This window comes from Mesorhizobium sp. M0800, from assembly GCF_040320095.1.
Classification (GTDB): Bacteria; Pseudomonadota; Alphaproteobacteria; order Rhizobiales; family Rhizobiaceae; genus Mesorhizobium.
This window is the reverse complement of sequence record NZ_JAMYOZ010000002.1, coordinates 36,935-51,427: the sequence shown is the minus strand read 5'-3', so window position 1 is coordinate 51,427 and position 14,493 is coordinate 36,935. Positions and strand designations below refer to the sequence as shown.

15 protein-coding genes are annotated in these 14,493 nt (G+C 59.9%); 5 read left to right on the top strand and 10 right to left on the bottom strand.

Going from position 1 to position 14,493, the window contains the following annotated elements; translation table 11 throughout:
• Positions 1-45: 45 nt before the first annotated feature.
• Positions 46-396, bottom strand: a complete 351-nt coding sequence (locus NKI18_RS02680) for a hypothetical protein (protein ID WP_023675228.1) — start codon at positions 394-396, stop codon at positions 46-48.
• Between the two features lie 190 nt (positions 397-586).
• Here NKI18_RS02680 and NKI18_RS02675 point away from each other — a divergent pair, with 190 nt between their 5' ends.
• Entirely contained in the window at positions 587-916 is a 330-nt protein-coding gene (locus NKI18_RS02675) for a DUF2934 domain-containing protein (RefSeq protein WP_352616529.1), read from the top strand.
• 56 nt (positions 917-972) lie between these two features.
• On the opposite strand, the gene NKI18_RS02670 is transcribed toward NKI18_RS02675, so the two are convergent.
• The 8 genes from NKI18_RS02670 to NKI18_RS02635 form a co-directional block, all read right to left on the bottom strand.
• Positions 973-1,665, bottom strand: coding sequence for a molybdate ABC transporter substrate-binding protein (locus NKI18_RS02670; RefSeq protein WP_353018783.1), 693 nt, complete (start codon positions 1,663-1,665; stop codon positions 973-975).
• Between the two features lie 117 nt (positions 1,666-1,782).
• On the bottom strand, positions 1,783-2,829 hold the full coding sequence (gene mgrA / locus NKI18_RS02665) for an L-glyceraldehyde 3-phosphate reductase (protein ID WP_352616533.1): 1,047 nt from the start codon (positions 2,827-2,829) through the stop codon (positions 1,783-1,785).
• Between the two features lie 129 nt (positions 2,830-2,958).
• The gene (locus NKI18_RS02660) at positions 2,959-4,107 is read right to left on the bottom strand and encodes a Gfo/Idh/MocA family protein (RefSeq protein ID WP_352456787.1); all 1,149 of its coding nucleotides are present in this window, start codon (positions 4,105-4,107) and stop codon (positions 2,959-2,961) included.
• A 12-nt stretch (positions 4,108-4,119) separates the two neighbouring features.
• On the bottom strand, positions 4,120-4,866 hold the full coding sequence (locus NKI18_RS02655; RefSeq protein WP_352616535.1) for a sugar phosphate isomerase/epimerase family protein: 747 nt from the start codon (positions 4,864-4,866) through the stop codon (positions 4,120-4,122).
• A gap of 86 nt (positions 4,867-4,952) precedes the next feature.
• On the bottom strand, positions 4,953-6,065 hold the full coding sequence (locus tag NKI18_RS02650; protein ID WP_352456789.1) for an ABC transporter ATP-binding protein: 1,113 nt from the start codon (positions 6,063-6,065) through the stop codon (positions 4,953-4,955).
• A gap of 5 nt (positions 6,066-6,070) precedes the next feature.
• On the bottom strand, positions 6,071-7,006 hold the full coding sequence (locus NKI18_RS02645; RefSeq protein WP_352644084.1) for a carbohydrate ABC transporter permease: 936 nt from the start codon (positions 7,004-7,006) through the stop codon (positions 6,071-6,073).
• Complete coding sequence (locus tag NKI18_RS02640) at positions 6,999-7,892, bottom strand: carbohydrate ABC transporter permease (protein WP_352616539.1); 894 nt, start codon at positions 7,890-7,892, stop codon at positions 6,999-7,001. Before NKI18_RS02640 ends, NKI18_RS02645 begins: the two co-directional genes overlap by 8 nt.
• Positions 7,893-7,999: 107 nt before the next feature.
• On the bottom strand, positions 8,000-9,238 hold the full coding sequence (locus NKI18_RS02635; protein WP_352616542.1) for an ABC transporter substrate-binding protein: 1,239 nt from the start codon (positions 9,236-9,238) through the stop codon (positions 8,000-8,002).
• A gap of 394 nt (positions 9,239-9,632) precedes the next feature.
• Between NKI18_RS02635 and NKI18_RS02630 the strand changes: the two genes are divergently transcribed.
• The 4 genes from NKI18_RS02630 to NKI18_RS02615 all read left to right on the top strand — a co-directional run bounded on the left by NKI18_RS02630 (position 9,633) and on the right by NKI18_RS02615 (position 14,059).
• Entirely contained in the window at positions 9,633-10,682 is a 1,050-nt protein-coding gene (locus tag NKI18_RS02630) for a LacI family transcriptional regulator (protein WP_352616544.1), read from the top strand.
• 505 nt (positions 10,683-11,187) lie between these two features.
• Positions 11,188-12,087, top strand: a complete 900-nt coding sequence (locus NKI18_RS02625) for an ABC-three component system protein (protein WP_352616547.1) — start codon at positions 11,188-11,190, stop codon at positions 12,085-12,087.
• Positions 12,087-12,329, top strand: a complete 243-nt coding sequence (locus NKI18_RS02620; protein WP_202325396.1) for an ABC-three component system middle component 6 — start codon at positions 12,087-12,089, stop codon at positions 12,327-12,329. The genes NKI18_RS02625 and NKI18_RS02620 overlap by 1 nt, the downstream gene beginning before the upstream one ends.
• On the top strand, positions 12,326-14,059 hold the full coding sequence (locus NKI18_RS02615; protein ID WP_352616550.1) for a DUF2326 domain-containing protein: 1,734 nt from the start codon (positions 12,326-12,328) through the stop codon (positions 14,057-14,059). Before NKI18_RS02620 ends, NKI18_RS02615 begins: the two co-directional genes overlap by 4 nt.
• 182 nt (positions 14,060-14,241) lie before the next feature.
• Here the strand turns inward: NKI18_RS02615 and NKI18_RS02610 are convergent, their stop codons facing one another.
• On the bottom strand, positions 14,242-14,472 hold the full coding sequence (locus NKI18_RS02610; RefSeq protein WP_095488311.1) for a hypothetical protein: 231 nt from the start codon (positions 14,470-14,472) through the stop codon (positions 14,242-14,244).
• Positions 14,473-14,493: the final 21 nt, after the last annotated feature.

Here is a 14,493-nt window from a genome sequence, read left to right as displayed (position 1 = left end):
GGCGGGAGCAATCCCGCCGTTTCTGCCCGGAACCTTAGGTTGGGACTAGAACCAGCGATCGCGGCGCTGGTCTGTGGCGGCCAAGGCGAGGCCCAGTAGCGCCCCTACGGCCGCTCCGAGTATGAAGGCGGACGATATTGTGCCGGGATTCTCCTGGACCACCCCGGACACTGTCTGCGCCCTGTTGCGCAGGGCTTGTGCCGTCCGCGAGGCGCGCTCAGCAGCGTTGCCATACCAATCGCCGGCGTCCTCGATCGCCTCTTCCGCGCGTTCCGCCAAGGTTCGGTTGATCTTGTTGATCTCGCGCCTCAGCTGCGCGACCTGCTTCTCCAGGGCTTCCTGAGCTTCACGTTGAGTCATCTTCGGTGCTGCGGATTCGTTCGGTTCGTCGGCCATTGTAATCTCCTTTGCTCAGGCTCGGCTCAACGGCCGGCCCACTGTGCAGGTTCCTCCGCAAAACGCGTATGTCCGGTGTTTGTTCGGTGAGAAACCGGCTTTTGTCCGGCATGTCTGCGAATTCGGCATCAACATCGGATCGTTCCGGCGCTCGCCGCGTTGGTGAAAACGCCACAAGGGAGGATCCGCCATGGACGACGATCGGCATGAAAAAATTCGGCAGCGAGCCTATGAAATCTGGATGCGCGAGGGCCGCCCGGATGGCGCGCATGAGCGTCATTGGCAGCAGGCGAAGCAAGAGCTTGGCTACGATGAGACGACGACCGGCCAGGCTGATGATGGAGCGGCCGAGCACGGTCCCACTGGAACGATCGCCAGTTCCGACGTTCTGACGGTCGAGGCGCTGGCGATGCGCACCGGGATAACCGGTGATCAGGCGCAAGAGCTGATCGACAGGCTTGGCAACGACAGGGCGACGCTGGAGGAAGCCGCGCGGAACCTCAAGGCAGCCGAAAGTTAGAGCGTGTTTGAGAAGGGGATTTCCAGCGTGGCTAAGGCGTACTTCATCGCACGCTATCAGCGGCGCTCGACACCCCTTGCCGCCAGGATGTCATCAACGGCTGCCGACATCAGAAATGCCGACAGCTGGTTGGCCGCTTCTGCATCCGTCGATTCGGCGCTGATGCCAATGGCGAAGTCGACGTAACTTTGGAGTTCTGCAGGAAACCGACCGACAAGCACGACCTGGGGAGCGGCCGCGAGAATCGAAGTCACGGGAACGACCCCCAACTCGGCTTCCCCACGGCCCACGGCCGGCGCTGTCTGCCCTCCTGGTATGGCCACCAGCTTGGGCCTCACCTCATCCGCTATCCCCAAACGTTCCAGCAAACCGGAGAAGTAGCCACCGCTGGTTCCTTCACTGGCGTAGGCGATCGATCTGGCGCTCTTCAACGCGTGTTCGAATGCTTCCACGGACCCGATGTCGAGCGGTCGACTGCCTGCCTTGGCCGCCACCCCCATTGCTATCCGGCCAAACACCATCTGGCTCCCCGCCTTGACCTTTCCCGAGGCAGTCAGATCCTGAACCAGGTCCGGATTGGTGATGACGAGGTCAAAAGCTTGCCCAGCTTCAATCTGCTTCTTTACTGTCGGATTGAGCTCCCACCTGACCGCAACTGTGAATCCCGTGGCCGTTTCGAACCGGGGTATGAGAGCTAGGATGGCGGGGCGGACCGCAATAGCGCCAAAAAGCCGGATTTCCTGATTCATCGCCTAACCCCGAATCGGACGAAACGACCTTCTTGCAATACCCATCCAGCTGCCCGGCCATTCTATGCTCAGCGTCCCGGAAGCCGTCGCCCTTCGGCCACCGGATGCCGTCGTCGCCTACTTCCTCGGCGGCCCCTTGCGCTCGGCCGATGCCGCCCAGAGATTGATATCCGACTCGCGGGCAAAGGTGTCGATCTCGGCGAGCTCGGCATCGCTGAAGTCGAGCGCCTTCAGCGCGCCGACACAATCCTCGACCTGTTCCGGCCGGCTGGCGCCGATCAGCGCCGACGTCACCCTGCCCCGGCGCAGCACCCAGGCCAGCGCCATCTGCGCCAGCGTCTGGCCGCGGCGACGGGCGATGACGTTCAGCGCCTCGATATTGGCGATCGACTTGTCGTTGATGAATGCCGGGCGCAGCGACTTGCCCTGGCTGGCGCGGCTGCCATCGGGGATGCCGCCGAGATATTTTTCGGTCAGCATGCCTTGCGCCAGCGGCGAGAACACGATCGAGCCGACACCAAGCCCCTCCAGCGTATCGAGCAGGCCATCATCCTCGACCCAGCGGTTGAGCATCGAATAGCTCGGCTGATGGATCACGCAAGGCGTGCCGAGCTGCTTCAATATGTCGGCGGCCTCGCGGGTGCGCTGCGAATTATAGGAGGAAATGCCGGCATAGAGCGCCTTGCCCGAGCGCACCGCGTGATCGAGCGCGCCCATCGTTTCCTCCAGCGGGGTGTCGGGGTCGAAGCGGTGCGAATAGAAGATGTCGACATAGTCGAGCCCCATCCGCTTCAGGCTCTGGTCGAGGCTGGCCAGGACATATTTGCGGCCGCCCCATTCGCCATAAGGTCCTGCCCACATTTCGTAGCCGGCCTTGGTCGAGATGATCAGCTCGTCGCGATAACCGGTAAAGTCCGTCCGCAGGATCTCGCCGAACGCCTGCTCCGCCGAGCCGGGCGGCGGGCCGTAATTGTTGGCGAGGTCGAAATGCGTGATGCCGAGATCGAACGCCTTGCGCGCGATCGCCTGCTTTGTTCTATGCGGCGTGTCGTTGCCGAAATTGTGCCACAGCCCAAGCGAGATCGCCGGCAGCTTCAGGCCGGACCGCCCGCAGCGATTGTAGACCATCTTGTCGTAGCGGTTTTCGGCGGGGACATACGGCATGGGAAATCCTCAAATCGAAACGAGCCCGACGGCTGCCGCCGCGACAGTGGGGCGGTCGAGCTTGCCACCCTTAGCCTCTCCCCGCGCAAACGGGGAGAGGCTTTTTGCGGTGCTTGGGAGGTGCGCCGCCTACTTGGTTTTCTTCTTCGCCAGCAGCTCCTTCGCCGCCTTGACGCCGAGTGCCGCGGGCCGCTCGCAGCTGGTCTGCATGGCGACGAACTTTCCGGTCTCGCCCGAACGCAACAGGCCGGTCATGACGTCGACGGCATGCAGCGCCAGTTCCATCGAGCAGCGGTGCGGCCGGCCTTCCCTGATCGCGATCGCCATGTCGGCCAAACCGGCAGTGCGGTAGTTGGCCATCATGCCTTGCGAATGCATCTCGTTGGGCACGCCGAACGGATGCGGCCATTTCGGCAGCTTCTTCACCGGTTTGGCGGCTTCGGTGTAGCGCACTTCGCCGCCGAAGAAGTTCGGATCCGGCACGAACACCGTGCCCGCCTCGCCATAGAGTTCCATCGGCGCGTGGCCATGGCTCCAGACATCCCAGCTGGTGTTGAGCGTCACCATGGCGCCGTTCTCGAATTCCAGCACGCCGTGGATCGTCGTCGGCGTGGAGACCGGGATCTTTTCGCCGGCGCGCGGCTTCGAGCTGATGATGCGTTCCGTCATCGGGATCGAAGCGAAGGCCGCGACCTGCTTCACCGGCCCGATCAGCTGGATCAGGTTGGTGATGTAATACGGTCCGATATCGAGCACCGGCCCGGCGCCCGGCTGGAAGAAGAAGTCCGGATTGGGGTGCCAATGCTCCATGCCATGGCTCATCACATGACAGGTGCCGCTGGTGATCCTGCCGAGCCTGCCGGTGTCGATCAGGTCGCGGACAAGCTGGTGCGCGCCGCCGAGGAAGGTGTCGGGCGCCGAACCGATGCGCAGCCCCTTGCTTTCCGCCCGTTTCTTCAGGTCGAGCCCTTCCTTGACCGACAGCACGAAGGGCTTCTCCGAATAGACGTGCTTGCCGGCGTCGAGGATCTGCTTCGACACCTCGTAATGCACCGCCGGAATGGTCAGGTTGACGATGATGTCGATATCGTCGGCCTTGAGCAGCCCCTCGACGGTCTCGGCGCGCAGCTTGAACTCTTTTGCCCGCGCTTTCGCCGCTTCCATGTTGATGTCGGCGCAGGCGCGCATCTCGATGCCGCGAAACAGCGGCGCCAGCGAGAAATACGCCTTCGAGATGTTGCCGCAGCCGATGACGCCGATGCCAAGTTTTGTTGCCATGCTGATGTGCTCCTAATAGGTCTTGGCGGCTGCGATCGAGCGGCGGGCGAAGCGCTCGATATCGTTGGGATTGTCCTGTTCCATGACGTAGTATTTTGCGGCGCTTTTGGCGCGTAGCGCCTTGATCAGGCCGGGCCAGTCGATGGTGCCGTGGCCGACGTCGGACCAGCCGTCCTCGTCGAGGCCCTCGCCCGGCTTGGCCAAGTCCTTGACATGGACGGCGACGATGCGCTTGCCGTGCTTCTCGATCCAGGGCAGCGGATCGACGCCGCCGCGCACCACCCAGGCGACGTCCATCTCCCAGCCGATGTCGGGCGCGGAGGACAGGATATGGTCCTGCGGCACCGAGCCGTCGGCAAGCGCCTTGAACTCGAAATCATGGTTGTGCCAGGCAAAGCCATAGCCGGCTTTCCTGGCCGTCTCGCCGACCTTGGCCAGGCGTTCGCCGAAGCCGCGCCAGCCGGCTGTGTCGGCCGGCCTGAACTCGGCGTTCAGGAACGGGCAGATGAGCAGCGTGATGCCGAGCGCGTCGGCCGTCCTGCGCACGCCGTCGAAATCCTTCTCGAGCGCGTCGATCGAGAAATGCCCGGTCGGCATGGCGAGCCCGTTCTTGTCGAGCTCGGCACGGAACGCCTTGAGATCGTCATAGACGCCGCCGAACCCTTCGACTTGGCTGTAACCAAGCTCCCCCAGCATCTTGAGCACGCCCTCCCAGGGCTGGAAATTGCGGGCGCTGTAAAGTTGGAATGACCAGTTCATCGTCTCTGTCCGTTTTCTTGTGGATGGTTAGTTTTGGGGGATGAGTCTTGGGGGAGTGGAAGAGTCTTGGGAGGCTAAATCATGCTCTAGAGGCGGTTACCTGTGGCGGCGTCGAAAAGCGAGGCGCGCATCGGGTCAAAACCGATGCCGACCGCCTCGGCGTTGTTTGGCGTGCGCTCGGCTGTCACCCGCACCGTGAAATTCTGGCCGGCGAGCTTCAGCCAGACCAGCGTGTCGGAACCCATGGGCTCGACGACCTCGACATTTGCCGTGGCTGCGAACGGCCATCCCGTGCCGCTGTTGAACGCCACGTGCTCGGGGCGGATGCCGAACACGGCCGGCCCTGGCACCGGCTCCTTCTCGAAAGCATAGGTGGCAAGCGGTATCCGCACATCATCGGCGACGAAGTGCCAGTCGCCTGCCGCTTGCTCCAGTCTGCCGTCGAGGAAGTTCATTGCCGGCGAGCCGAGGAAGCCGGCGACAAACCGGTTGACCGGCCGGTTATAGATGGTCTGCGGCGCATCGAGCTGCTGGATGACGCCGCCCTTCATCACTGCGATACGGTCGGCCAGCGTCATCGCCTCGATCTGGTCGTGGGTGACGTAGATCATGGTGTTCTCGAGCTTGCGATGCAGCAGCTTGATTTCGACGCGCAATTCCGCGCGCAGCTTGGCGTCGAGGTTGGAGAGCGGTTCATCGAACAGAAAGACATCGACGTCACGCACAAGTGCGCGCCCGATCGCCACGCGCTGGCGCTGGCCGCCGGACAGCGCCGCCGGCTTGCGATGCAAAAGCGGTTCGATCTGCAGGATCTCGGCGGCCCGGGCGATGCGTTTGGCGATCTCGTCCTTGGCGAGGCCGGCAACGCGCAGCCCGAACGACAGGTTCTTCTCCACCGTCATCTGCGGATAGAGCGCGTAGGACTGGAACACCATGCCGATGCCGCGATCCTTGGGCTCTTCCCAGGTGACGTTCTTGCCCTTGATGAAGATGCGGCCTTCGGAAACGTCGAGCAGCCCGGCAATGCAGTTGAGCAAGGTCGACTTGCCGCAGCCGGACGGGCCGAGCAGCACGATGAATTCGCCTTCGGCAACATCGAGGTTGAGCGTCTGCAGCACCGATATCGCACCGAAATTCAGCGACAGGTTCTGGATCGAGACGCTGGTGCCGTTTGCCGCAATGCTGCCGTTTGCGTTCATCGCCATCATCCTTTCACCGCGCCGGCGGCGATGCCGCGCACAAACAATTTTCCGGACAGGAAATAGACGATCAGCGGCACCAGGCCGGTCAGGATGGTGGCTGCCATGTTGACGTTGTATTCCTTCACGCCTTGCACCGAGTTGACGATGTTGTTGAGCTGCACCGTCATCGGATAGGTGTCGGGGCGGGTGTAGACGACGCCGAACAGGAAGTCGTTCCAGATGCCGGTCACCTGCAGGATGATGGCGACGACGAAGATCGGCAGCGACATCGGCAGCATGATGCGGAAATAAATGCCCCAGAAGCCGGCGCCGTCGACACGCGCTGCCCGGAACAGCTCCTCCGGCATGGAGGTAAAGTAGTTGCGGAACAACAGTGTGAGGATCGGCATGCCGAAGATGGAATGGACGATCACCAGGCCGCTGAGGCTGCCGTAAAGGCCGACCTCGCGCAGGATGATGACGATCGGATAGATCATCACCTGATAGGGAATGAAGGCGCCGACGATCAGGATGATGAAGAAGGTGTCGGCACCTTTGAAGCGCCAGTTGGCCAGCGCATAGCCGTTCACCGAGGCGAGCGCGATCGACAGGATCACCGACGGGATCGTGATGCGCACCGAATTCCAGAAACCACGCGACAGCCCGTCGCAATTGAGCCCGGTGCAGGCGCTCGACCAGGCCTTGACCCACGGCTCGAAGGTGATCTCCATCGGCGGCGAGAAGATGTTGCCGAGGCGTATCTCGGGCATGCCTTTGAGCGACGTCACCACCATGACGTAGAGCGGCAAAAGATAGTAGAGCGCAACCACGATCAGCGTGCCGTAGAGGAAGATGTTGCGGCGCGAGAACGTGTGGCGCGGCTTCGGTCCGCTCGGCCCGTAGGCTTCGAGCCCGCCGGCGCCGGCAATGGCGGGCAATGAAACGGCTTGGTCAGACACGCTTCTTGCCTCCGAACTCGAGATAGGCCCACGGCACGATGACGATGATCACCGACAGCAGCATCATCGTCGAAGCGGCGAACCCCTGACCGAGGTTCTGGGCGAAGAACATGTAATCATAGACATATTTGGCCGGGACTTCGGAGGCTATGCCGGGTCCGCCGCTGGTCTGGGCGACAACCAGGTCATAGATCTTGACGATACCGGCAGCGATGATGACGAGCGTAGTGATGAACACCGGCCGCATCATCGGTATGATGATGAACAGATAGGTCTTCCAGGTCGGTATCCCGTCGACCCGCGCGGCCTTCCAGATATCCTCATCGATGCCGCGCAGGCCCGCCAGCATCAGGCACATGATGAGCCCGGTGCCTTGCCAGAGAGCGGCGATCAATATGCCGTAGATGACGATGCTGGAATCATAGAGCGGATTGAAGCTGAAGCTCGTCCAGCCGAGGCTGCGCACCACTGCCTGGACACCGAATTCGGGGTTGAGCAGCCACTGCCAGACAAGGCCGGTGACGATGAAGGAGAGGGCGAAGGGATAGAGGAAGATGGTCCGGAACGTGTCCTCGAACCGGATCTTCTGGTCGAGCAGGGCGGCAAGCAGGAAGCCGATCACCAGCGAGAACACCAGCGACAGCACGCCGTAGATCAGCAGGTTCTCGATCGAGACCAGCCAGCGCGGCACCGACCACAGCCGGTAGTACTGGTCGAGCCCGACGAAATTCAGCCGTGGCAGGAGCTTCGAACTGGTGAAGGAATAAAGCACCGTCCACGCGCTGCCGCCGACAAAGATCACCAGCGCGGTGAGGATCATTGGGATCGAGGCGATTTTCGCATTGAGGTTGCGAAAGAGTTGGCTAGGGCGTTCGCTCTTGCTCATCTGCACAGCCGCGCTGGATCGGGTAAGGGCGGGAGGGTCAAGAGGCCTTGACCCGAGCTCCCGACCCTGCGTTTGCAGGGGCGGGAGTGAGGCGGTCGGTCGATCGCTCAATCGGCCGAACCGACAATGGCGGCGAAGCGCTTCTGCGCATCTTCCACGGTCATGTCCTGCTTGGCGAAGAACTCGGAGAACAGATCCTCCTTCTGCTTCTGCGTATCCTGCGAAAGCAGCTGGTCGGTCCACGGCATGACATTGCCCTTGGCGAGAATTTCGAGCCCCTTCTTCATGCAGTCGTTCGCCGCCTTGAGGTCGACGTCGCCGCGCACCGGCAGCGAACCTTTCTTGAGATTGAAGGCGACCTGCGTCTTGGGATCGAGCAACGTGTGGGCCAGCACTTCCTGTGCCTTCGATTTTTCGGGATCCTTCAGCAGCGGGAAGTAGAAAGCGTCGCCGCCGGTGGCGATGACCTCGTTGAGACCGAGGCCCGGAAGGCAAGTATAGTCCTTGCCGGCGGTCTGGCCGGCAACCTGGAACTCGCCCTGCGCCCAGTCACCCATGATCTGGCCGCCCGCCTTGCCGGTGATGACCAGATTGGTGGCCTGGTTCCAGTCCTGCACATTGGTGTTCTTGGCCATCTTGCGGGCATCGTCCGCGGCCTTGAAGACCTTGGCGACCTCGGGCCCAGCGGCGAATTCCGCGTCCTTGTCCTTGTAGACCTTGAGGAAGGCGTCGGTGCCGCCGACCGCCGCAAGCAGCACGTCGAAAGCGCCCGAGGCCTGCCAGGGCTGGCCGCCGACCGCTAGCGGCTGGATGCCTGCCTTTTCAAGCGCGGGCGCCGCAGCGACATATTCATTCCAGTTCTTCGGCACCGGCACGCCGGCTTTTTCGAAGGCCGCGTTCGACAGCCACAGCCACTGCCAGGAGTGGATGTTGACCGGCACGCAATAGATCTTGCCGTTGAGGGTACAGCCGTCGAGCAGGCTCTTCGGCTGCACGATTTCCGTCCACTTTTCCTTGGTGGCGAGATCGGTGAGGTCGCGCATCAGCCCGGCCTGCACCAATTCTTCCGCCTGCCGGCCGTGATTGAACTGGGTCGCGCCCATCGGGTCGCCGCCGGTGATGCGGCTGATCATGATCGGCCGCGCCGTGCCGCCGGAGCCGGCGATGGCGCCGTCAACCCAGTGATTGCCGGTTGCGTCGAAAGCCTTGGCGAGTTCGGCGACCGCTGCCGCCTCGCCGCCGGAGGTCCACCAATGGGTGACTTCCAGATCCGTCGCGGCCGCCGGGCCGGCAAATTGCAGCGCGACCGTCGCAGCCAGCGCAGCAGTCATGAGTTGGTATCGCATTTCGTTCCTCCCAGAATCTGAAACGTTACAGATTTTCGATACGGCAATTGCTTGAGGCGCGCAACCCCTCAGGCGAAGGTGGCATCAAGTTTTTTCGAAGCGCGAATAAAATCGCGCGGCTCGTCGGCCTACCGCATCGCAACAAGAGGGGTTGCACTGCAAAATGCAATGCTGCGACGCCAGAAAACCGGAAAAGCGCCTTCTGTCGCTCTTTTTTGCGCCGACCGGAGTGCCGCTCGTTTTGCGCCTGTCACCAGTGATATCGCCATGGCAGTGACAATCTGTAACGTTTCAGTATATAGCGGTTTCATTCGGTGAAGGCCCGCGGCGTACCCGCGGCCCGCCGATTGCCGGCCTGCCCGGCAACTGCTATGCGCCTGACGGGGCGGGATGAATGAACAGGCATCAAAAAGAGAAGGCCGACGAAGCGTCGGGCCGGGGCCGGCCGACACTGAAGACGCTCGCCTTCATGACCGGGCTGGGCGTCACCACCGTGTCGCGCGCGCTAAAGGATGCGCCCGAGATCGGCGCCGAGACCAGGCGGCGCGTCCAGCTTGTCGCCAAGCAGATCGGTTATCGGCCCAACCGTGCCGGCGTCCGCCTGCGCACCGGCAAGACCAATGTCATCAGCCTGGTGCTCAACACCGAGCACGAGATCATGAGCTTTGTCTCGGATATCATCTACGGCGTTTCCGAAGTCATTGCCGACACGCCCTACCATTTGATCGTGACACCCTACTCGCGCTCGCAGGATCCGCTCGACCCGATCCGCTACCTCGTGGAAACCGGTTCAGCCGACGGCGTCATCATTTCGCGCACGCAGCCGAACGATCCGAGGGCCCGTTATATGCTGGAGCGCGGCATCCCCTTTGCCACGCATGGCCGCACCGATATGGGGCTGATCCATCCCTACCATGATTTCGACAATTACGCTTTCGCAGCCGAGGCGGTGCGCCATCTGGCCGGCCTCGGCCGTCGCCGCCTGGCTCTGTTGGCGCCGCCGGTCGAGCTGACCTATCACGGCCACACGCTCGCAGGCTTTGCCGATGCGCTGAGCGAGGTCGGCGCCAGCGAGATTCCGTTCAACACCGTTTCGATCGATCATTCGATCGAGCAGATCAGAATGCGGACCGCGCAGCTGATGCGCCGCGAAAGCCGCCCGGACGGTTTCATCAGCAGCGCCGCCGCCGCGACGCTCGCCATCGTCGCCGGCATCGAAGACGCCGGCCTCAAGCTTGGCCGCGATGTCGATGTGGTGTCCAAACAATCGTCGGAGCTTCTGCACCTGTTTCGCAGCGAATTGCTGGTCGTCAACGAGAACTTCCGACTGGCCGGCGCCGAACTCGCCCGCTCGGTGCTGGGCTGGATCGGCGGCGCCGCACCCGGCACCCTGCAAAGCCTGAGCGAACCGGGCGAAGTCCAGGCCTATCGCCGCCCCGAGTAGAGCGGGATATGTTCAGATTGATCTGGCATCCGGCTCCATCTATTTGTCTTAGCGCATTTCTGCGACGCCAAATGATTCCACTTGGCTGAAAAATGCGCGCTGCTGACTGGCAGCCTTGGGGCCGTTTCCTGACGGTCTGGTTTCGGGCCTGCACAAACGAAAGCTACCGTTCGGCAACCGATTCCATTGCGGACGTTCACGGTCACCGATAACTGCTCGAAAGCTGTCGTTTCCGGCACACCACCTGTCGGCGTGACGGGGCCGAGAGCGGACTATCCACCATCAGCTGGACTGGGAAATAGTTTTACAACTATCATTCGCTATCCCATAGCAACTTCTTTTGGCAGAGATAGCGAACACTGCGTCCCTCGACGGCAGGGATCTCTCGCTATTCTGTAAAATTTCGCGGCCTTGTCCACCACATAGCCAGAGTGATCACTTCACAAACTACAACCATTATGAGCACATTCCGGACGAGAATCATACTTTCTGGCCGGGTCATAGAATGAAAAACAAATCTGACTTCGACCTGTTCTTCGACCTCAATTTCAATTCCCTCAATCAGACCGGCTTCGAACAATGGTTCGCCACGATGGCTGCATGCGTCTATGGCGGGGACTTCGAACTCATTAAGGCAGGTGGACCGAAAGGCGACAAGAAGAGTGACGGCCGACGTCTCTCCACTGAAACTATATTCCAGTGCTATGCGCCTGAGTCGCCTGCAAAATTTGCGAGCAATGCTGCGACAAAGATGGCAGATTCATTCCCGGAGGTGGTCAAGTTTTGGCCAACGATGAAAGTTTGGCACTTCGTTCATAACAACGATGCTGGGTTGCCAACCTCGGCGAGCGATAAGATCGAAGAGCTGCGGAAAGCCTATCCGAGCATCAAATTCCTCTCAGGCTCGCGGCGATTCCTGAAAGACGAGTTGCATGACAAACTATCTCTGCAGCAACTGATCCACCTTTATCCAAAGGCCGCCCTGAATATCGAAGGGGTGCAGATGGAGCATATTCGTCCTCTCCTAAAGCGGATCATCACCGAACGTGGGAAGCAATTCGGTTCAACGGAGTTTGGCGAAATACCGGATAGGGCTAAGCTGGAATTCAATCGGCTTAGCGAGGCATCGAAATTCGATATCCGCAGGGCCCGGAGCAATGTGGATGTAGTGGGCCGGTTCCTAGACGGTCAAAGCAATCCGGCAGCGGTTAGCGTCATCCAGTCTGCTATGCGTGAAAAATATCTTCAGCTCGTCGACCTTGGATACGATCCTGACGATATTTTTTTCAAGTTGTGCGATTATGTTCGAATCACCGCGACGTCGGAAGAAGTCGCAGCCTCTCACGTCATCATAACCTATTTCTTTGATTCCTGCGACGTTTTCGAAAACGTGCCGGTGTCCTGATGCTTTTGCCCACGAAGCACATCAAGATTGAAAATGCACTTTTAGGGGTGGGCGCAGAGGTGTTGGCGGAACTGGATCGCCCAAAGACCGTCTCTACACTGTTTTATGACATCCAGGCGCGTCGGTCAGAGTATGAAATGACGACGATCGAATTCGACTGGTTTCTGCTTGCGGTTGATTTCCTATATGCAGTCGGTGCGGTGCGCCTAGAGGCGGGCGTGCTTAAGAAGCTCAACCAATGATCACTGAAATCTACAGCAACCTGCCGAGTTTCAGAACCCTGACATTTAAACCGGGGATGAGCATCCTGCTGGCTGAGAGGCATGAGGCCTCGAGTGCACGCGACACTCGCAATGGTACCGGAAAGACCAGCATGGTCGAGCTGATCCACTTGCTAGTGCAGGATCGAAAGAACCCTGACGACGATTTTCACAAAGAAATCTTGGTGAGCCGAACATTCGGAGCGAGGTTTCGCGAGGCCAAGCACCAATTTACAATCGAACGGAGGACGAATCCTGGCAAGGATAAAGATGAGGCCTTCCTTGACGGCGTCTCAATTGATTTTAAAGAGCTTCGGTCAAGGCTTGCGCGGCAGTGGTTCGGGTTAACTGACGAGGACGCGGGAAGCATATATTCACCCAAGTTCGGTGCATTGTTCGCATTTTTTGTACGAAAGGCGAGAAACGGGGCCTTTAATAGCCCAGCCTTAAACTCATCTGACCAAAGCGCTTGGGATAGTCAGGTCAATCTCGCTTACCTTCTCGGCTTCGACTGGCGTCTAGTGCAAAAACTCCAACTGCTCAAAGAAGAAAAGAAGAAGGCCGACAACCTTGTTGGAATGATCCGCGAAGGTTACTTTTCCAATGGCGCGCTCGATCTGAACAAGATGCAATCTCGCCTCGACATTCTTGAGGTTGAGGTGGAAAGAAAGCGCGGCGAGATCGCTTCGATGGAAGTCGTCGACGGCTATCGAGACCATCAGCAGATCGCCAATGGAATTGCCGCTGAAATCCGAGACTTGAACGAAGCAAATCTGCGGGATCTTGACCTTAACGAGAATATCAATCTGGCTTTGCAAGAGGTCGAAGAAGCGAAACTTGCTGATGTGAAAACAATGTACGAGCAGGTTGGTATTTTCTTCGCCGACCATGTCAAGCGCCGGTTCGACGAAGTGACTGAATTCCATAGAAAGCTCACTGAAAATCGACGCGCGCAGCTGAACGACGAGAAGACTCGGGCACTACAGCGCATAAAGGACCGGCGAACTCAGATTGACCGCCTGCAGAAGGCCCTTAAGGAGAAAATGGCGATCCTGCGCTCGGGCATCGCAATTGATCGAATGACGTTGATGCAGTCCGAACTGACCGCCCTTGAAAGAGAGATGGCGGACCTCAACCAACAAATCCCGCGCCTTCGTGATGTGATTGAGGATCAGGCTCGTCTTAAGCGGCAAATTGGCGAGCAGGTGGAACTAATCGGACGCGACGTGTTGGAGCGCGAGGACGTCCGAAAGTTTGCTGTCCAAGCCTTTGCCGACGTTTCTAGATATCTCTACGACGAACCTGGTAACTTGATCATCGGGCGCTCTAAGGGTGTAGGCGGTCTCGAAATTGACACGGATATCGTCGGAAAGAAGAGTGGTGGCAAAAGCCACATGCAGGTGTTCTGTTTCGATTGGATGCTTGCCCAAGCGGCAAAGCGATACGACCGCTCGCCAGGCTTTCTGATCCACGACAGCCATATCTTTGACGGTGTAGACGGACGCCAAATCGGTCTTGCGCTCAGCTTTGCCGAGCAGAGATCCCGCGAAATTGGCATACAGTATATCGTCGCGATGAACTCCGACGACCTCGACAAAATCAAGACCGAGGAAACCGCCACCGGAGAGTCAATTTTTGATCCAGAACCGTTTATCATAGACCCCCGTCTTACGGACGATGAAGCTGGGGGACTGTTCGGCGTCCGGTTCTAGGTTAAAGACGCCCCGCTATTAACAGCACTTAAGTAGTTCACGACGAATGACCGCTATCAGGACCCGGTCACGAACGGCGAAAGGACCGACATCAGGCGCAGTCCCGACGTCCAGATGGCGAACCGCCGGACCGGCCCGAGAACTCCCAACGGCGCGCTTGAGATCACCCGCGCGCGGCTCTACTAGTCCGAAAACCTCACGCTCACGCCGCGCTGGCGAAAATAGGCCTGCATCAACTTGCGCCCCGAGCGGTTGTTCTGCGCCAACTTGGTCGGATCGAACACCGCCTGTTTTATCCCTTCTCGTGTCAGCGCCGCTTTAAGCGTCGCGATATGTGCGTCGATGTCGGCATTATCCGCCCGCAGCGAGGCATAGATACTTTCGGTCGCCTGGGCCACGGTCGGTTCGCTCACAGGTGTCGTCCTTTGGTTGGT